Source organism: Pseudomonas fluorescens, from assembly GCF_002837185.1.
Taxonomy (GTDB): Bacteria; Pseudomonadota; Gammaproteobacteria; order Pseudomonadales; family Pseudomonadaceae; genus Aquipseudomonas; species Aquipseudomonas fluorescens_AM.
In genome coordinates, this window is sequence record NZ_KZ478008.1 from 66,172 (window position 1) to 83,733 (window position 17,562).

The window sequence follows — 17,562 nt, forward strand, 5'->3', positions numbered from 1 at the left end:
ATCTCTGACTTGAAGCGTCCCCTCCTTCTACTAATAAGTCTGGCCTTGAGCTTTGCGGCGAACGCGACGATTACCGAGAGCCACGGTTACGCGCAGTTCGGCACGCTCAAGTACCCGGCCAAATTCACCCATTACGATTGGGTAAACCCTGCAGCGCCCAAAGGCGGAACACTGCGGGTGATGGCCTTTGGCACGTTCGACACCCTCAACCCCTATACCTTCAAGGGCACCAGCCCGGTTTCCACCGCAAACTTCCTGCAGTACGGCGTCAATGAGCTGAACGAACCGCTGATGGTCGGCACCGGCCAGTACGCCCCGTCCGGCGATGAACCTACGTCCAGCTACGGCCTGATTGCCCGATCGGTGGAGTACAGCGAGGACCGCAGCTGGGTGGTATTCAATCTGCGCCACGAGGCGCGTTTCCACGACGGCACGCCGATTACCGCCGATGACGTGGCATTTTCCTATCGCACCCTGTTGACCGAAGGCCACCCGCAATACCGTACCAACCTGCAGGAAGTGGCGCGGGTCGATGTGCTCAATCGCCATCGCATACGCTTTGTCTTCAAGCGCGCCGGCAACCCGCTGCTGATCCTGCGCCTGGGCGAGTTGCCCGTGCTGCCCCAGCATTACTGGAAAAATCGCGACTTCAAGGCCACCACCTTCGAACCGCCGCTGGGCAGCGGGCCGTATCGCCTCAGCAAGGTCGCCCCTGGTCGCCAGCTGGTGTTCGAACGGGTCAAGGATTACTGGGGCAAGGACCTGCCGGTCAACCAGGGTTTGTATAACTACAACAAGGTCGAGGTGGAGTTCTACCGCGACAGCGAGGTCGCCTTTGAAGCCTTCAAGGCGGGCGAATTCGATATTTATATCGAGCACCAGGCCAAGAACTGGGCCACCGGCTACAACTTCCCGGCGGTCAACCGCGGTGAGGTCATCAAGGCGCAGATCGCCCACCGGATTCCCACCCAGAGCCAGGGTCTGTTCATCAACACCCGGCGACCGGCTTTCAGCCAGACCAGGGTGCGCGAAGCCCTGGGGTTGATGTTCGACTTCGAATGGACCAACCGCACCCTGTTCAGCAGTGCCTACAAACGCGCCTTGAGCTACTACCCCAACAGCGAGTTCTCCGCCACGGGCGTCCCGGTCGGTCACGAGTGGCTGATGCTCTCGCCCTACCGCGAACAACTGCCGGCCACTCTGTTTACCCAAGCCTTCAGCCTGCCGCAGACCGACGGTCGCGGCATCCCGCGTGGAACCTTGCGCCATGCCCTGGCCCTGCTTGGCGAGGCCGGCTGGAAACTGTCCGGCCAGCGCTTGCTGAACAAGGACGGGCAGCCGCTGCGCCTGGAAATCCTGCTGGTCAACCCGAACCTGGAGCGCATCCTGCAACCCTATGTCGAGAACCTGATCAGTATCGGCATCGACGCGCGCCTGCGCACCGTTGACCGCGCACAGTACAAGCAGCGCCTGGATCAGTTCGACTTCGACATGATCCTGGTCACCCTCAACCAGACCCTCAGCCCGGGGCTGGAACAATGGCAGTACTTTCATTCCAGCCAGGCCACCATCAAGGGCAGCAAGAATTACGCGGGCATCGCCAATCCCGTGGTCGATCACCTGCTCGAACAACTGCTCGCGGCAAAGACCCGCGAAGAGCAGCTGGCTGCCGGTCGCGCTCTGGACCGGGTGTTGCTCTGGCAGCACTACAGCATTCCCAACTGGTACCTCAACTATCATCGCCTGGCGTACCGCAACCGGTTCGCCTTTGTCACCACGCCGCCCTACAGCCTGGGCTTGAGCGCGTGGTGGCTGAAAGCTTCGGAGAAAGCCCAATGATGTATTTGCGCAGTACTGTATTCGCCAGCCTGTTGCTGTGCAGCGCGGCCCAGGCCGCCCCGCAACATGCGTTGACGCTCTATAACGAGCCCCCCAAATACCCCGCCGACTTCAAGCATTTCGACTACGTGAACCCCGACGCCCCCAAAGGCGGTACCTTCCGCGAATCGGCCATGGGCGGCTTCGACAGTCTCAACCCCTATATCAGCAAAGGCGTGCCCGCGGACAATCTGCCGCTGATCTACGACACGCTGGCGATGCAGAGCCTGGACGAGCCCATTACCGAATACGGACTGGTGGCCGGCAAGATCGAGAAGGCCCCGGACAACAGTTGGGTGCGCTTCTACCTGCGCCCCGAGGCACGCTTCCACGATGGCCACCCGATCCGCGCCGAAGACGTGGTGTTTACCTTCCAGACCCTGATCAAGGATGGCACCCCGCTCTACCGCACCTACTACGCCGACGTGGATGAAGTGGTCGCCGAAGACCCGTTGCGGGTGCTGTTCAAATTCAAGCGCACCAACAACCGTGAGCTGCCACTGATCCTCGGGCAATTGCCGGTGCTGCCCAAGCACTGGTGGGCCAGCCGCGACTTTTCCAAAGGCAATCTGGAAATACCGCTGGGCAGTGGCCCGTACAAGGTGGCCGAGGTCAAGGCCGGGCGCATGATTCGCTACGAGCGGGTCAAGGACTACTGGGCCAGGGACCTGCCGGTGGCCAAGGGTTTCTATAACTTCGATAACCGCATCACCGATTATTACCGCGACAGTACGGTGTCCCTGGAAGCCTTGAAAGCCGGGCAGTTCGACTATTGGCTGGAGTTCAGCGCAAAAAACTGGGCCAACGCCTACAACATTCCAGCGGTGGCCCAGGGCCGTTTGATCAAAGAAGAAATCCCCAACGGCAACCCCACCGGCATGCAGGGTTTCGTGTTCAACACACGCAAACCGATGTTTCAGGACGTACGGGTACGCAAGGCCATCAGCCTGTTGCTGGATTTCGAATGGAGCAACAAACAGTTGTTCAACGGCGCCTACACCCGCACCCGCAGTTACTTCGAGAACTCGGAAATGGCCGCCACCGGCTTGCCCGGTCCGGATGAACTGGCCATTCTTGAACCGCTGCGCGACAAGATCCCCGCCGACGTCTTCACCCAGGCTTTCGAGCCGTCCAGAACCGACGGCAGCGGCATGATCCGCGCGCAGCAGCGCCAGGCGTACCAGTTGCTGCAGGAAGCCGGCTGGAAGATCGTCGATGACAAGATGGTCGACACCACCGGTAAACCGGTGACCATCGAATTCCTGCTGGCCCAGACCGAGTTCGAGCGCATCCTGTTGCCGTTCAAGCGCAACTTGGCCGACCTGGGTATCGACCTGGTCATTCGCCGGGTCGACGTGTCGCAGTTCGTCAACCGCCTGCGCTCAAGGGATTTCGACATGCTGGTGGGCAGCTTTCCGCAATCGACTTCCCCGGGTAATGAGCAGCGTGAGTTCTGGAAGTCGTCCAGCGCCGACAAACCGGGCAGCCGCAACTACATGGGGCTCAAGGACCCCGCCGTCGATCAGTTGGTCGAGCAACTGATCGACGCCGACTCGCGCAAAAGCCTGATCGCCCACGCCAGGGCACTGGACCGCGTGCTGCAGTTTGGCCACTACGTGATTCCCAACTGGCACATCAAGACCTTCCGTGTGGCGTACTGGGACCACCTCGGCCACCCGAAAGTCTCGCCGCGCTATGACGTCGGCACCGCCACCTGGTGGGCCAAGCCCGACGTCAAACCGGCGGTTCCCCTGGACACCACGCAAAGCGCCGAAGCGGCGAGCGGAGGCGATTGAATGCTGGCCTATATTGTTCGTCGCCTGTTACTGATCATCCCCACGCTGTTCGGGATCCTGCTGATCAACTTCGTCATCATCCAGGCCGCCCCGGGCGGCCCGGTGGAACAGATGATTGCCAAGCTCGAAGGCTTTGACGGCGCCACCAGCCGCATTGCCGGCGGCGGCGCCGAAGTCTCGGTGGCCGGCTCCAGCAGCTACCGTGGCGCCCAGGGCCTGGACCCGGCGCTGATCAAGGAAATCGAGAAGATGTACGGCTTCGACAAGTCGGCGCCGGAACGCTTGTGGATCATGGTCAAGAACTACGCCCGGCTGGATTTCGGCGACAGCTTTTTCCGTGACGCCAAGGTCATCGACCTGATCAGGGAGAAGATGCCGGTGTCGATTTCCCTCGGGTTGTGGAGCACCCTGATCATGTACCTGGTGTCGATTCCCCTGGGCATCGCCAAGGCCACGCGTCACGGCAGCCACTTCGATGTGTGGACCAGCTCGGCAATCATCGTCGGCTATGCGATCCCGGCGTTCCTGTTCGCCATCCTGCTGATCGTGGTGTTTGCCGGTGGCAGTTACCTGGACTGGTTCCCCTTGCGCGGGCTTACGTCGAACAACTTCGACGAATTGAGCTGGGGTGGCAAGGTCCTCGATTACTTCTGGCACCTGGCCCTGCCCGTGACCGCCCTGGTGATCGGCAACTTCGCCACCATGACCCTGCTGACCAAGAACAGCTTTCTCGACGAGATCAACAAACAGTACGTGGTCACCGCCAGGGCCAAGGGCCTGACCAACCACCGCGTGCTCTACGGCCATGTGTTTCGCAACGCGATGCTGCTGGTGATCGCCGGTTTCCCCTCGGCCTTTATCGGTATCTTCTTTACCGGTTCCCTGCTGGTGGAAGTGATCTTCTCACTCGACGGCCTCGGCCTGATGAGCTTTGAAGCGGCGATCAATCGCGACTATCCGGTGGTGTTCGGTACGCTGTTTATCTTCACCCTGCTGGGGCTGATCGTGAAACTGATCGGTGACCTCACCTACACCCTGGTCGATCCGCGTATCGACTTCGCCAGCCGGGAGCATTGAGATGAACCTGTCCCCCCTCAATCGCCGCCGGTTCGAGCGGTTCAAGGCGAACAAGCGTGGCTGGTGGTCGCTGTGGCTGTTCCTGATCCTGTTTGTGCTGAGCCTGGGCGCCGAATTGATCGCCAACGACAAGCCGCTGGCCGTGCACTTTGACGGCGACTGGTATTTCCCGGCGCTCAAGCGCTACCCGGAGACCACCTTCGGCGGCGAGTTCCCCCTGGAAGCCAACTACAAGAGCCCGTATATCCAGGAACTGCTCAAGGCCAAGGATGCCTGGACCCTGTGGGCACCGATCCCGTTCAGCTACCAGAGCATCAACTACGACCTGAAAGTACCGGCCCCCGCGCCACCGTCGAGCGTCAACCTGCTGGGCACCGATGACCAGGGCCGCGATGTGCTGGCGCGGGTCATCTATGGGTTTCGCGTGTCGGTGCTGTTCGCGCTGACGCTGACCGTGCTCAGCTCGATCATCGGCGTGATCGCCGGCGCCCTGCAGGGTTTCTATGGCGGCTGGGTGGACCTGGCCGGGCAGCGGTTCCTGGAAATCTGGTCCGGGTTGCCGGTGCTGTACCTGCTGATCATTCTCGCCAGCTTCGTGCAGCCCAACTTCTGGTGGCTGCTGGGCATCATGCTGCTGTTCTCGTGGATGAGCCTGGTGGACGTGGTGCGTGCCGAGTTCCTGCGCGGGCGCAACCTCGAATACGTGCGCGCGGCCCGTGCGCTGGGCATGCAGAACGGCGCGATCATGTTCCGCCATATCCTGCCCAATGCGATGGTGTCGACCATGACGTTCATGCCGTTCATCCTCACCGGCGCCATCGGCACCCTCACCGCCCTGGACTTCCTGGGTTTCGGCCTGCCGGCCGGCTCGCCGTCATTGGGCGAACTGGTGGCCCAGGGCAAATCCAACCTGCAGGCGCCGTGGCTGGGCATGAGCGCGTTCGCCGTGCTGGCGATCATGTTGAGCCTGCTGGTATTTATCGGCGAGTCCGCTCGCGACGCCTTCGACCCGAGGAAATGAGATGAATCAGGACAATCTGATCGAAATCCGCGACCTCAGTGTCGAGTTCGTCACGGGCGAGCATCAGCATCGCGTGGTCAATCACGTCAGCTTCGATATCAAGCGCGGCGAGACCCTGGCCCTGGTCGGCGAAAGCGGCTCCGGCAAATCGGTGACGGCGCATTCGATCCTGCGCCTCTTGCCCTACCCTTTGGCGCGGCACCCGTCCGGCACCATCAGTTACGCCGGGCAAGACCTGCTGACGCTCAAGGAAAAGCCCCTGCGGCATATTCGCGGCAACCGCATCGCGATGATCTTCCAGGAACCGATGACCTCGCTGAACCCGCTGCACTGCATCGAAAAACAGATCAACGAAGTGCTCGGCCTGCACAAGGGCCTCACTGGCAAGGTCGCCACCCAGCGCACCCTGGAACTGCTGGAACTGGTGGGCATCCCCGAGCCGCACAAACGCCTCAAGGCGCTGCCCCACGAACTCTCCGGAGGCCAGCGCCAGCGCGTGATGATCGCCATGGCCCTGGCCAACGAGCCGGAACTGCTGATTGCCGATGAGCCGACCACCGCCCTCGACGTGACGGTGCAATTGAAGATCCTGGAACTGCTCAAGGAGCTGCAGGCGCGCCTGGGCATGGCATTGTTGCTGATCAGCCACGACCTGAACCTGGTCCGCCGCATCGCTCACCGTGTGTGCGTGATGCAACAGGGCTGCATCGTCGAACAGGCCGACTGCGAGACACTGTTCCAGGCGCCGCAACACCCTTACACCCAGGAATTGCTGGCGGCCGAACCCAGCGGCGGGCCGGCCGGCAATGCCGTCGGGCCAGCGCTGCTGGAAGTGGAGGACCTGAAAGTCTGGTTCCCGATCAAGAAAGGGTTTTTGCGCAACACCGTCGATTACGTCAAGGCCGTGGACGGCATCAACTTCAGCCTGCCCCAGGGTCAGACCCTGGGCATCGTCGGCGAAAGCGGCTCGGGCAAATCCACCCTGGGCCTGGCGATCCTGCGCTTGATTGGCAGCCAGGGCGGGATTCGCTTCGAAGGCCAGCAGCTTGATCGCCTCACCCAGCAACAGGTACGCCCGTTGCGCCGGGAAATGCAAGTGGTGTTCCAAGACCCTTTCGGCAGCCTGAGCCCGCGGATGTGCGTCAGCGAGATCGTCGGCGAGGGGCTGCGCATTCACAAGATGGGCACGCCGGCCGAGCAGGAAGCCGCGATCATCGCCGCGCTCAAGGAGGTCGGCCTGGACCCGCAATCGCGGCATCGCTACCCCCATGAGTTTTCCGGTGGCCAGCGCCAGCGCATCGCCATCGCCCGCGCCCTGGTGCTCAAACCGCGCCTGATCCTGCTGGATGAACCGACCTCGGCGCTGGACCGTACCGTGCAACGCCAGGTGGTGGAACTGCTGCGCGGTTTGCAGGCCAAGTACAACCTGACCTACCTGTTCATCAGTCATGACCTGGCGGTGGTCAAGGCGCTGAGTCATCAGTTGATGGTGGTCAAGCAGGGCCAGGTCGTGGAGCAAGGGGATGCCGGGACGATTTTCGCCAACCCGCAACATCCCTATACCCGGCAATTGCTGGAAGCGGCCTTTCTGGTGCCCGCGTAACAGGCAGGAGCTATTGCCATGTCGTTGAACAGCCCCGCTCACCCTGCGCACTCGCCGCGTTTCTGGCGCGACGAGCGGCTGCCGTTCATCGAGGCGCGCACCATTGCCGATGGACGCAAGGTCACCTACACCCGCCACGCCCATGAACATTTTTCCATTGGCGCAATCACCCGCGGGCGCAGCTATTACCACTATGGCGAACAAACCTTCCTGATCAGCACCGGCACCGTGGTGTTGATGAACCCCGGCGACGTGCATGCGTGCAATCCCATCGAAAACGAGCATTGGTCCTACCATATGCTCTATCTCGACACGCCCTGGCTGACCGACCTGCAGCATCAGCTGGGTTTCAGCACCGACCAGGGTTACCGTCCGTTCAACACGCCCCATACGCGCGACACGTCGCTGTACAACGGCTTGCTGGCGCTGTACCGACTGTTGGTGGATGAGCGGGCCGAACTGCTGCACAAACAGAGCGCGCTGGTGGGTTACTTCAGTGAAGTGCAGCAGCGCCTGAACCCTTCCCTCACGCCCGTGCGGGAGGTCAATCACAAGCTGGAGCGGGCCGCCGACTACATCCGTGAACACTGTACCGAGGCCTTGAAGCTGGAGGACATTTGCCTCGCGGCCGAGCTGTCGCCGTCCTACCTGATCCGCGCCTTCAAACAGTATTACGGGCTGACGCCCCACGCGTTTCTGGTCAACCGACGCATTCAGTTTGCCCGCACTCAGCTGCGCAATGGCGAGCTGATCGCCGATGTGGCCCTGGCCGCCGGGTTTGCCGACCAGGCGCATTTCCAGCGTGCGTTCAAACAGCATTTTGCCGCCACGCCGGGGCAATACCGCGAAACGCTCAAGCCATCAGCAAATAACCCACACTGGCCACCAGCAACGCGGCCATGGAGCGGTTGAAGACTCTCACACCCTTGGGATGGTGCAGGTAGCGCCGTAAAAACGTTCCGGCGTAGGCCCAACACGCCACCGACAGGTAGCAGATCACCAGGTAGAGGCTGGCGAACAGCCAGACCTGCCTCGCCTCGCCGTCCGCCGCGAACAGCCCCATCCCCGCCACACAGGCCAGCCACGCTTTGGGGTTGAGCCACTGCATGATCGCGCCGTACAACATCGACGGCGCCGTGGCGGTGCCATCGGCGTGCAACTGCCCGTCATCGATCGCGAGCTTCCAGGCCATGTACAGCAAGAATGCGACCCCGCCCCACTGGATCAGTTGGGTCAGGATCGGCCAGCGCAGCAGTACTTCGTGCAACCCCAGGCCGATCAATACCAGCAGCAGCGTGAAGCCGACAGCCGCGCCAAGCACATGCTTCTGACTGGCGGCAAAACCGAAACGCGCACCGGCACTCAAGGCGACCACATTGACCGGTCCCGGCGTGATGGACGTGGCCAGGGCGAAGGCGGCCATGGAAAGAGTCAAGCTCATTGCAGTTCCTTATGTGATGCCAAACGAAGTCGGGATCACCATAGAGGGACAGACGTGCAGCGTATTGAACAAAATCACCTTTTGCCTCGTAGCACCGCGCCGAATCAGCCTTGACTGATCAACGAAAAATGCGCCCCCACGCCGGCGCGCACGCCCTCGGCGACGGCCAGGGCCACGGAGCCGGCGGCCAGGGAGGTATCGCCACAGGCGAACACACCGGCCACGGAGGTCTGGCGGGTTTCGTTGGTGTGCAGGTAAGGCCCGGTGGGACCCTCGGCCAGCTCACATCCCAGTTGCTGCGCCAAGGCGCTGATGCGGGTGCGCGACATCGTGAAGATCCCGTCGAGGGCGAATACCCGGCCGTCGTGCAATTGCAGGTCGGCGCGCTCACCCTGGATGCGGCGTACGCGGCCACTTTCCACGCTCACCCCACGCCGCTGCAGCTGCGCCTGTTGCTCGGCATCCGGGGTGAATACACCGTCGGTGAACAAGGTGGTAGCGCCCCAATCCGGCAACATCAGCGCGTGATGCATCGCCAGGGCAGACGTGGCCAATACGCCTATTCGGCCTTGGTCCAGCTCGTAGCCATGGCAATAAGGGCAGTGAAACACGCGCGTGCCCCAGCGCTCTGCCAAGCCTTCAATGGCGGGTAACTCGTCCACCACGCCGGTGGCCAGGATCAAACGTTTGGCCTTGAACTCACCGCTGCATTCAGTATGCACACTGAATCCGTGGGGCTGTGCATTGGCCACCCTGACAAAGTCCTGCACCCAGGTCACGCTCGGGTATTCCATCAACTGGCTGCGACCCTCGGCGGCGATGGCCTCCGGCGCCTGCCCGTCCTGGCCGAGAAAGCCATGGGACGTCGCCGCAAACCGATTGCGCCGCTGCCCCGCATCGATCACCAGCACTGTGCGTCGCGCCCGCGCCAGTTGCAGGCCCGCAGACAGGCCAGCATAGCTGCCGCCCACGATAATCACGTCATGCACCATGAAGCTACCCTCGCATTTCGCGCGGCAGGTTGTCTCCGCGCTTTCATGGCACACCATAAGTTACATGAAATTAGCGCGTCAAGCGTCTCGCAACTTTTCAGGTTACGGACGATACTTCACGCAGAATCGATTAGGGATGACTGGATGAGAAACGACACCCGGCTTTCGCGCATGCTGCACGTATTGATCCACATGGGACGCCATGAACAACGAGCCACGTCGCAGACCATTGCCCAGATGCTTGGCACTAACCCTGTGGTGGTGCGGCGCACGCTCGGCCTGCTCAAGGACAAGGGTTACGTATGCTCGGAAAAGGGCCATCAGGGCGGCTGGACCCTGGGCAAGCCCTTGAGTGAAATCACCTTGCTGGAGATTCACAACGCCCTGGGGACGCCGTCGATCTTTGCCATCGGCCTGTCCACCGACCACCCGCAATGCCTGGTCGAACAGGCCGTCAACGCGGCATTGACGGACGCATTCGCACAGGCCCAGGCCCTGCTTTTGAAGCGCCTGGGCGATGTGACCCTTGCACAGTTGGCAGACGATTTCGATGAGCGCTATCGGGTAGCGATGCAGCCTTGAAAAACGCCGTTATTCTTGATCTGGGTTAACACCTGCTCAGCGCTGGGTGGGGATGCGAATATCGCCACCCCGGCACTGGCTTTTCACGCTGCGCGGGCAGCCGGCAAAGGCCAGGTCCTTGGTCAGGCATACCCGCACCTCAGACAGCACTTTGCCTTTGCAGATGACGGCCATGCCGTGGCTGCCCATGCGTGGGTTGCTTTCGCGAAACAGCGCCTCGATCTCGTTGGCTGATAATGACGGCGGCGTATTGAACGGCTGCATTTGTTGCGGAATCACAACCGCCGCCAGTGCCGTGTCGGATTTCTCCAGGTATTGAAGCGGCACCAGCCCGCTGCAGGTGCCGTGCTTGGCCCATTCATGCTTGAGCAGGGCGCGGGTGGGAAACAGCGTCGCCCCCTTGTCCATTTCCTCAGCGGTCAATTGCGAGTGAGGTGCGCAGGATGCAGGCCACCCCCCGCGCGCATACTGCGGCCACAGTCCATGCAGGACAAACCCGTAGCCCTTGCCCGAACACTGTTCATTGTCCGGGTGCGTCAGGCAAAACGTCGGCGACCATGACAACGACAGCACATAGAAATCAAAGTCGCCTGCCTGCCCTTGGCTGCGCGGCGCCGCCGTCGCGCCGGTGACGATCAGCAGCCACAACACCATCCAGTATTTCATCGCGATATCCTTCAATAAAAGTGAAGCACCACGCTATCGCGACGATCAAGGATGGTGGGAATAACGTTGTAGCACCTTGTCCAGGATTCGATCGGTCTTCAACGCCTCGATCGCCAGCGAAGGGTGCTTGGCATCGCCGCGGATATGGGCATTCATCGCCAGGACGTGGTGCCATTGGATGTGCGCATGGCAAGGCACCTCCAGCACCGCGTCGGTCTCCCCTTCGAGGCGCAACGGCTGGTCTTCGAATACCGCAAAGGTGATGCGCCCACGGCTGCCGATCAGCTCGACCCGGTCTTCGCGACGGTCTGCGACAAAGTTCCAGCAGCCCATGCCCAACGCGCCACTGGCGAAGGTCCAGCAGGCCGTCACCGCGTCCTCCGCCGCATAGCGCCCGGCCTGCCGCGCGGTAAAGCCGCAGACCTCGACGATGTCGCCCGCCAGGTACTGGAACAGGTCAAAGCCGTGGCTGGCCAGGTCGGCAAAATAACCACCGCCGGCAATCGCTGGATCCGTGCGCCAGTTGGCCGGGTTGGTGTCTGTCGGCGCCGCAGGCTTGCACAGGGTCCAGGTCAGGTGGCGCAACTCGCCGATACGACCGTCCTGCAACCAGGTGCGCACTTGCTGGAAGCGCGGCAGTGAGCGTCGATAGTAGGAGACGAACAGATGCAGCCCGGCGCGCTCGAAGGTGCGCTGCATCAGCGCACTCTGTTCGGCGTTCAACGACATGGGCTTTTCGACGCAGCAATGCTTGCCTGCCGCAGCCACCATCAAGCTGTATTCGAGGTGGCTGTCGGGTGGCGTGGCGATGTACACCGCGTCCACTTCGGGATCGTCAATCAGGGCCTGGGCATCTGTGTAAAAGCGGGCAATGCCATGACGTGTCGCATAATCGCGCACGGCTTCCTCACGGCGTCCCATCACGGCTACCAGTGCCGAACCTGGCGCTTTGTAGAAAGCGGGTCCACTCTTCAATTCGGTCACACTGCCACAGCCGATCATGCCCCAACGTACGGTGCTCATCTGCTCTCCTCGTTCATTGACGTCAATCGGGCAGTATCCACATACACGGCCTCGCGCGCCATAACCCGTTAGCATGACAATTGCATTACACTTTTATGACAAACATCCCGTAAAAGGTATAGACGATGAAAATACGGGCCACCGTCATCTGCGAACACGAAGGGCACATCCTTTTCGTGCGCAAGGCTAGATCGAAGTGGGCATTGCCGGGCGGCAAGGTAGAGCGTGGCGAACGCCCGGTGGGCGCGGCGGAACGCGAGCTGGAAGAAGAGACGGGGTTGAACGTGGACGGCCTGCTGTACTTGCAGGAGCTGAAGGCCCGCGACACTCTGCACCATGTGTTTGAAGCCTCGGTCGTGAATATCGACGAGGCACGGCCGTGCAACGAGATCGTCGAATGCCAGTGGTACGCCTACGGAACCCTCGACGAATTGGACACCACCGACGCCACACGGCATATCGTCAAGTCCTTTCTGCGCCGCCTCTGAGGCGGCGGTCTGCCGGGCGAGCTGCGCCGACACTGCGGTACCGGGATCAAACTCAAGGCAAAAAAAATCCCAAGTAGCTGATGGAAACTTGGGATTTAAAAATGCATAAACCGTGGGAGGTGAACGCACGGCTATAGTAGCGACTGCAAAATCGGCTCACAAGATTATTTTATTCCTTTCGTCGGATCAAACAGTCGTAAGTCGTTCAATAACCACATGTTTTTTAAGGTAAGAGGGCTATTTACGCCACTTTTTGGTGCAAGTTTGAGATCCGGCAGCGAACTTAATCCACTTATAAATAAAGGTTATTCATTATTCCACTTTCACACTTTTCAAAAACTCCAGGTTCAATTGCCTGCACGCCTCGCCAAGTTCGACAGGGCCTGGGGCGGCCGCACCGGCGACCCGCTTCAGATGAAGGCACAATGCCAACTGCCCGGCGGCTTCTTCACGCTGGCGGTCTGCCTCGGCGTTGAGGTGTACGAAATAGAAACCCAGCAACGCCGCAACCCCCAGCACGCCTACCACGAAGTTGCGCAAGCTGTTGGATGGCTCGGGGTCCGGGGCGCGCATAGGATCAGCGCGCCCTGTGCTTTTCGTAGCGAACGTCGTCACCGTCTGCGCCGCCAGCCTTCAGCCAGCCCAGGCGCTGATAGAACCCGTTGGCGCGGATCTCATCGCGGCCATCGGTGACCAGGTACACGCGGTCGTGATGTTCGAACAATGCGGTCTCGGCTACCGCCATCAACTGCCGGCCCAGTCCGAGGTTCTCGTGGGTGGGAAGCACGAACATCGCGAACACCTCGCCAGCTTCCAGATCGACCATGGAAAAGGCCGCCGCCTGGCCGTCCACTTCCGCGACCCATGCGCACGGGGCTGTGCGCAGGGTGTCGGTGAGCACCTGCGGCGTGATCCCCAGGTCAGCCATCTGCTCGACACTCAGGTGGTTTTGCACCACAGAGGTACGGATTGTAATGAGCGTGTCGACGTCGTCGACGGTCGCCGCTCGAATAAGCACGTGCATACACGCCTCCCGATCAAGGACGCGATTGTATGCAAATACTTACACGGCATTTGTCGTGGATTTGTAAACCGCCCCGCAGGAATCTGCGACAGGCGCTTATTTGCGCGCCACTTTATAGCGCAGGCAATCCTGATAGAAACTCTGGCGAATCGCCTCGGGCTTGAGCCGGGAGTGGCTGTCATAGGTCTGCTCGGTGATGCCCATGGCCATCATGCGCATCCACGATTTGTTGAACTTGAGGGTCTGGATCTTCTGCCGCGCGGCGTACAGCGACACCCCCGAAAGCTTGAGTTCCTGGGCCCTGGCGGCCGTGCCGGCGCCCCAGCTGCACATATATTTGTCGCCCTCGCGCAGCTCCCGGGCCTGCACGGCTGCCGCGCCGCCGGCCAGTGAACAAGCAACCAGCATGATTCCCACAGTGCGCATTGGCTTCCTCACCTAACCACCTGAAAATAAAAGCGATTCTGGCGAGGATTTTGTTACAAAGGGGCCATCAGATTGCCTTATCTCATGCCCATGCCACTACCAGTAAGCCGGCGCCCAACGCCAGGCACAGCGGCGAATAAAAGTAGGTATCCAACCTGGCGAACCTTGAGCCCACCACCTTCTTGAAAAAACCCACCAGCTCCGAATCGCCGATCGCCCTGGCAAACATCACCACGGCAACGGCGCTGATCCCCCATTGCAGCGCCCCATGGGACACTGGCGAAAAATACAGTCCGGCGCGCAGGCAGACCAGCAGCGCGATCGCCACCAGTCCCATCGCCACCAGGAACGTACCCAGCGCCGAGGGCTTGAAAGCCGGCCTTGGCCCGCTGGCGAATTCGCCCGGCAATTGCGGTATGGCGGCCAGGCTGCCGAGTTTGCCGCCGACGGCCCAGTACAAATGCACCATGCTGATGCAGGTGAAAATCCCGACGATCCAGCGCGCAATGACGAAGCTCATGGCGGGCGCTCCCAGAAATGGTGGGAATGAGCATAGACGCCCGGATATTTTTTGCAGGTATTTCGTCGGCAGCTGATGTTAAAGTGCCGCCCCATGAAACTTGCTCGTACCGACCGCTCGCTCATTGCCTGGATGCTGTATTGCTGCGTCCTGTTCAATGTGTTCGCCTGCAGCATCGGGCACGGGCAGATGGTCGGGATGCAGCTCAACGGCATCAGCGGTCAGTTCTGTACGGTCGACCCGCGCACCCAGGCGCCCGTGCAATCAGACTCTACCGGCGACAACCTGCCGACACTGGCCAAGGCGTTCGGTTGCCCACTGTGTTCCACCGGCGGCATGGGCCCCGCGCTCAGCAGTCACCTGAATGTGGCGGTGTTGCCGCAGCCACACGCCCCGCCTGCGGCGATTGTCCTCGCCGCTGACATTCCTGCCCGCTTCACCTGGCCCACGGCCAACCCGCGCGCGCCGCCCGCCGCTGCCTGATCCCTGCGCTGTCCCTCTGCACAGCCCCCTGTTTCCATCCGGAAATACGCGCGGTCGTGCGTTGTTTTCACGCCAAGTTTTCAGGATTCAACCATGAAACATTTACCCTTGCTGGCGGGCCTGTGCGGCTGCCTGCCTGTTTACGCCCCAGCCCTTGAGCTGGCCCCGACCACCATCGAAGGCGAACAAACCCGTGACTCCGGCCTGACACTGGATCAATCCAGCGGCATGGCGTCGCGGCTGGGGTTGAGCATGCGCCAAACCCCGGCGTCGGTGGCCGTCGCCACGCGCCACGACATCGAACGCCATGGCGCCAAGACTTTTCGCGATGCGGCCAATACCTTGCCCGGCGTCAACGCCAGCGCGCCACCGGGCTTTGGGGGATTCGTCTCATACCGCGGATTCACCAGCAGCCAGATCACCCAGATGTTCAACGGTATCAACGTCGCCACCGGCCTGGCGCGGCCGGTGGATGCGTGGATCTACGACCGTGTCGAACTGGTCGGCGGCCCCTCCTCCCTGATCAATGGCGCAGGCTCCGTAGGCGGTTCGTTGAACTACGTGACTAAACTGGCCAGCCGTGAGGAACACGCCGTCCAAGGGCAGTTGACGTATGGCAGCCATGACACCGCCGGCCTGGCGTTGGGCCTCAACCAGGCGCTCACCGAGCCGAGCGCCGACGTGCAGCATTACGCACGCCTGGATGTGAGCCGCAACACCCAGCACAGCTATATCGACCGCGACCAGCGCGAGGCCTGGAGCGTGGCGTTTTCCCTGCTCAGCGACCTGACTCCGGACCTGTCTCATACCCTGGCCCTGGAATATCAGGACGAGCACGAAGACAGCCCCTACTGGGGCACTCCCGTGCTCAACCCCAAGGCCGGCGAACTGAAGATCGACAGGCACAACCGCTTCAACAACTACAACGTCGCGGACGGTCGCTATGAGCAGCGCACACGCTGGGCACGCTCGATCATTGACTACCGGATGAGCGACAGCACCACCCTGAAAAACACCCTCTACCACCTCGACAGCCAGCGCGATTACCGCAACCTGGAGACCTACCAGTACAACGCCGACAACAGCGCGGTGAACCGCTCCACCGCCTATCAGGTACGGCATCAGGGTCAGCAGAGCGGCAACCAGTTCGAGCTGCGCCATGAGGACGCTGTCTTCGGCCTGGCCACCACGTGGTCCGCAGGCTTGGAATACAAGGTCAACAGCACCACCAACAGCCCCTTGAACGTGCCGGGCAACAGCACAGTCGACCCGCACGGCTATCAGCCCGGCCACTTCTACGACATACCGGGCACCCGGCCTGGTTTCGTCAAAGACAAGACCAGTGCCGTGACCACAAAAGCGCTGTTCGTGGAAAACCGCCTGGGCTTGACCGACACGTTGTCGCTGCTCACTGGCCTGCGCTATGACGCCATCGACCTGGACGTGACCAACCATAGGACGGTCACCGCCGCCAACCCAAGGCACCTGAAGCGCAGTTGGGAACCGGTGACCGGGCGCGTGGGTTTGACCTATCAGTTCATGCCCTCCGCCAACATCTACGTGCAATACAGCACCGCCGCCGAACAGCCGAGCACCACGACTCAGGTGTTCGACGTCTCCACCGGCAAGCAATGGGAAATAGGCAGCAAGTTCGACTACCTCGAGGGCCGCGGCGCCGCCACGCTTGTCGCCTACAGGATCGAGCGCAAAGACTTTGCGGTAACCGACCCGCTGGACCCCACCCGCAGCATTCCCGTGGGTGCGCAATCATCCAGGGGCATCGAGCTGGCCAGTTCGCTGCGCATAACGCCCAGCCTGCTGGCTGAAGGCAACTTAGCCTGGGTGGACGCGCAATACGATGATTTCAACGAGAAAACCGCCAGCGGCGCGGTGGTGTCGCGTAAAGGCAATACGCCGACCAACGTGCCCAGGCGCGTGGGCAATCTATGGCTGACCTATGACTTTTCCGAGGACTGGCAAGGCGGTGTGGACGCGCGCTATGTCGCCCAGGTGTATGCCGACAATGCCAACACCCAGACGGTGCCGGCCTACACGCTGTTTGGCAGTTTTCTGCGCTATAAAGTGGACACACATACCTCGATAACCGGCCGGGTGCGCAACCTCACCAATGAGGTGTATGCCGAATTCGCCCACGTATCACCGGCGTATTACCTCGGCTCACCGCGAACGTTCGAGGTGGCCGTACAAACCGCATTCTGAAGCTCAAAGGCAAAAATGTGGGAGGGGCTTGACCCCGATTGCAGTGTGTCAGCTTGCACATCGGTATGTGGCTGACTGCTATCGGGGCATAGGTACCTACACAACTTTTGAGACCGTGCAGCCAACGGTAACCACAATGCGAAGCGAGTCGCTCTTGATCTGGCTTTTGATCTTGATCTCAAGCGCCCCGTTAAACCACGCTGGCCGAACGCAGGCTTGAATTCGTGGGTAACCCGGCAGGACGCCGGGTTAGCCGCACTGGGCCAGGGATGGCCCATTGCGGCGGCCCACGGATTCAAGCCTGTGTTCGGGCACACCGAGC

The 17,562-nt window shown here is 61.3% G+C and carries 18 protein-coding genes; 10 read left to right on the forward strand and 8 right to left on the reverse strand.

The annotated features are described in order from the left end of the window. Positions 1-9 precede the first annotated feature (9 nt). The 6 genes from CIB54_RS19900 to CIB54_RS19925 are packed head-to-tail and all read left to right on the forward strand — an operon-like array spanning position 10 to position 8,287. Complete coding sequence (locus CIB54_RS19900) at positions 10-1,839, forward strand: extracellular solute-binding protein (RefSeq protein ID WP_101220740.1); 1,830 nt, start codon at positions 10-12, stop codon at positions 1,837-1,839. Then, the gene (locus tag CIB54_RS19905) at positions 1,836-3,674 is read left to right on the forward strand and encodes an extracellular solute-binding protein (RefSeq protein WP_101220741.1); all 1,839 of its coding nucleotides are present in this window, start codon (positions 1,836-1,838) and stop codon (positions 3,672-3,674) included. The genes CIB54_RS19900 and CIB54_RS19905 overlap by 4 nt, the downstream gene beginning before the upstream one ends. Further along, positions 3,675-4,751 carry a microcin C ABC transporter permease YejB gene (locus CIB54_RS19910; protein ID WP_065952418.1) on the forward strand — a complete coding sequence of 359 codons (1,077 nt, stop codon included), beginning with the start codon at positions 3,675-3,677 and terminating at the stop codon, positions 4,749-4,751. 1 nt (position 4,752) lies between these two features. Continuing rightward, complete coding sequence (locus CIB54_RS19915) at positions 4,753-5,772, forward strand: ABC transporter permease (protein ID WP_017738565.1); 1,020 nt, start codon at positions 4,753-4,755, stop codon at positions 5,770-5,772. A gap of 1 nt (position 5,773) precedes the next feature. Continuing rightward, positions 5,774-7,375, forward strand: a complete 1,602-nt coding sequence (locus CIB54_RS19920; protein ID WP_101220742.1) for an ABC transporter ATP-binding protein — start codon at positions 5,774-5,776, stop codon at positions 7,373-7,375. Between the two features lie 18 nt (positions 7,376-7,393). After that, positions 7,394-8,287 (forward strand): AraC family transcriptional regulator, encoded by an 894-nt coding sequence (locus CIB54_RS19925; protein WP_101220743.1) that lies wholly within the window; start codon positions 7,394-7,396, stop codon positions 8,285-8,287. On the opposite strand, the gene CIB54_RS19930 is transcribed toward CIB54_RS19925, so the two are convergent. Together CIB54_RS19930 and CIB54_RS19935 are read right to left on the reverse strand one after the other, a co-directional pair. After that, positions 8,229-8,816, reverse strand: a complete 588-nt coding sequence (locus tag CIB54_RS19930) for a LysE family translocator (RefSeq protein WP_101220744.1) — start codon at positions 8,814-8,816, stop codon at positions 8,229-8,231. The two genes, CIB54_RS19925 and CIB54_RS19930, sit on opposite strands and share 59 nt — an antisense overlap. 104 nt (positions 8,817-8,920) lie before the next feature. Continuing rightward, the gene (locus tag CIB54_RS19935; RefSeq protein WP_101220745.1) at positions 8,921-9,808 is read right to left on the reverse strand and encodes an NAD(P)/FAD-dependent oxidoreductase; all 888 of its coding nucleotides are present in this window, start codon (positions 9,806-9,808) and stop codon (positions 8,921-8,923) included. Positions 9,809-9,952: 144 nt separating this feature from the next. On the opposite strand from CIB54_RS19935, the gene CIB54_RS19940 reads away from it, so the two are divergent. Further along, positions 9,953-10,390 (forward strand): RrF2 family transcriptional regulator, encoded by a 438-nt coding sequence (locus tag CIB54_RS19940; RefSeq protein WP_101220746.1) that lies wholly within the window; start codon positions 9,953-9,955, stop codon positions 10,388-10,390. 36 nt (positions 10,391-10,426) lie between these two features. Here the strand turns inward: CIB54_RS19940 and CIB54_RS19945 are convergent, their stop codons facing one another. After that, complete coding sequence (locus CIB54_RS19945) at positions 10,427-11,056, reverse strand: ribonuclease T2 family protein (RefSeq protein WP_065952412.1); 630 nt, start codon at positions 11,054-11,056, stop codon at positions 10,427-10,429. A gap of 45 nt (positions 11,057-11,101) precedes the next feature. After that, the gene (locus CIB54_RS19950; protein WP_065952411.1) at positions 11,102-12,079 is read right to left on the reverse strand and encodes a Gfo/Idh/MocA family protein; all 978 of its coding nucleotides are present in this window, start codon (positions 12,077-12,079) and stop codon (positions 11,102-11,104) included. Between the two features lie 125 nt (positions 12,080-12,204). Between CIB54_RS19950 and CIB54_RS19955 the strand changes: the two genes are divergently transcribed. Further along, on the forward strand, positions 12,205-12,567 hold the full coding sequence (locus CIB54_RS19955; protein WP_065952410.1) for an NUDIX hydrolase: 363 nt from the start codon (positions 12,205-12,207) through the stop codon (positions 12,565-12,567). Positions 12,568-12,879: 312 nt separating this feature from the next. On the opposite strand, the gene CIB54_RS19960 is transcribed toward CIB54_RS19955, so the two are convergent. The 4 genes from CIB54_RS19960 to CIB54_RS19975 form a co-directional block, all read right to left on the reverse strand. Further along, positions 12,880-13,140 carry a hypothetical protein gene (locus CIB54_RS19960; protein WP_101220747.1) on the reverse strand — a complete coding sequence of 87 codons (261 nt, stop codon included), beginning with the start codon at positions 13,138-13,140 and terminating at the stop codon, positions 12,880-12,882. Between the two features lie 4 nt (positions 13,141-13,144). After that, complete coding sequence (locus CIB54_RS19965; RefSeq protein ID WP_101220748.1) at positions 13,145-13,591, reverse strand: GNAT family N-acetyltransferase; 447 nt, start codon at positions 13,589-13,591, stop codon at positions 13,145-13,147. Between the two features lie 96 nt (positions 13,592-13,687). Next, positions 13,688-14,017, reverse strand: coding sequence for a hypothetical protein (locus CIB54_RS19970; protein WP_065952407.1), 330 nt, complete (start codon positions 14,015-14,017; stop codon positions 13,688-13,690). Positions 14,018-14,099: 82 nt separating this feature from the next. Continuing rightward, positions 14,100-14,537, reverse strand: a complete 438-nt coding sequence (locus tag CIB54_RS19975) for a DUF3995 domain-containing protein (RefSeq protein ID WP_101220749.1) — start codon at positions 14,535-14,537, stop codon at positions 14,100-14,102. 93 nt (positions 14,538-14,630) lie between these two features. Between CIB54_RS19975 and CIB54_RS19980 the strand changes: the two genes are divergently transcribed. Beyond that, positions 14,631-15,020: a DUF2946 domain-containing protein gene (locus CIB54_RS19980; RefSeq protein ID WP_065952405.1), complete on the forward strand. Its 390-nt coding sequence runs from the start codon at positions 14,631-14,633 to the stop codon at positions 15,018-15,020. 93 nt (positions 15,021-15,113) lie between these two features. Beyond that, on the forward strand, positions 15,114-17,240 hold the full coding sequence (locus tag CIB54_RS19985; RefSeq protein WP_101220750.1) for a TonB-dependent receptor: 2,127 nt from the start codon (positions 15,114-15,116) through the stop codon (positions 17,238-17,240). Positions 17,241-17,562: the final 322 nt, after the last annotated feature.

Excerpts from the sequence above, each read along its gene's own strand:
- CIB54_RS19905 (WP_101220741.1), top strand. The coding sequence starts at position 1,836 with ATGATGTATTTGCGCAGTACTGTATTCGCCAGCCTGTTGCTGTGCAGC.
- CIB54_RS19910 (WP_065952418.1), top strand. The coding sequence starts at position 3,675 with ATGCTGGCCTATATTGTTCGTCGCCTGTTACTGATCATCCCCACGCTG.
- CIB54_RS19915 (WP_017738565.1), top strand. The coding sequence starts at position 4,753 with ATGAACCTGTCCCCCCTCAATCGCCGCCGGTTCGAGCGGTTCAAGGCG.
- CIB54_RS19920 (WP_101220742.1), top strand. The coding sequence starts at position 5,774 with ATGAATCAGGACAATCTGATCGAAATCCGCGACCTCAGTGTCGAGTTC.
- CIB54_RS19925 (WP_101220743.1), top strand. The coding sequence starts at position 7,394 with ATGTCGTTGAACAGCCCCGCTCACCCTGCGCACTCGCCGCGTTTCTGG.
- CIB54_RS19930 (WP_101220744.1), bottom strand. The coding sequence starts at position 8,816 with ATGAGCTTGACTCTTTCCATGGCCGCCTTCGCCCTGGCCACGTCCATC.
- CIB54_RS19935 (WP_101220745.1), bottom strand. The coding sequence starts at position 9,808 with ATGGTGCATGACGTGATTATCGTGGGCGGCAGCTATGCTGGCCTGTCT.
- CIB54_RS19940 (WP_101220746.1), top strand. The coding sequence starts at position 9,953 with ATGAGAAACGACACCCGGCTTTCGCGCATGCTGCACGTATTGATCCAC.
- CIB54_RS19945 (WP_065952412.1), bottom strand. The coding sequence starts at position 11,056 with ATGAAATACTGGATGGTGTTGTGGCTGCTGATCGTCACCGGCGCGACG.
- CIB54_RS19950 (WP_065952411.1), bottom strand. The coding sequence starts at position 12,079 with ATGAGCACCGTACGTTGGGGCATGATCGGCTGTGGCAGTGTGACCGAA.
- CIB54_RS19955 (WP_065952410.1), top strand. The coding sequence starts at position 12,205 with ATGAAAATACGGGCCACCGTCATCTGCGAACACGAAGGGCACATCCTT.
- CIB54_RS19960 (WP_101220747.1), bottom strand. The coding sequence starts at position 13,140 with ATGCGCGCCCCGGACCCCGAGCCATCCAACAGCTTGCGCAACTTCGTG.
- CIB54_RS19965 (WP_101220748.1), bottom strand. The coding sequence starts at position 13,591 with ATGCACGTGCTTATTCGAGCGGCGACCGTCGACGACGTCGACACGCTC.
- CIB54_RS19970 (WP_065952407.1), bottom strand. The coding sequence starts at position 14,017 with ATGCGCACTGTGGGAATCATGCTGGTTGCTTGTTCACTGGCCGGCGGC.
- CIB54_RS19975 (WP_101220749.1), bottom strand. The coding sequence starts at position 14,537 with ATGAGCTTCGTCATTGCGCGCTGGATCGTCGGGATTTTCACCTGCATC.
- CIB54_RS19980 (WP_065952405.1), top strand. The coding sequence starts at position 14,631 with ATGAAACTTGCTCGTACCGACCGCTCGCTCATTGCCTGGATGCTGTAT.
- CIB54_RS19985 (WP_101220750.1), top strand. The coding sequence starts at position 15,114 with ATGAAACATTTACCCTTGCTGGCGGGCCTGTGCGGCTGCCTGCCTGTT.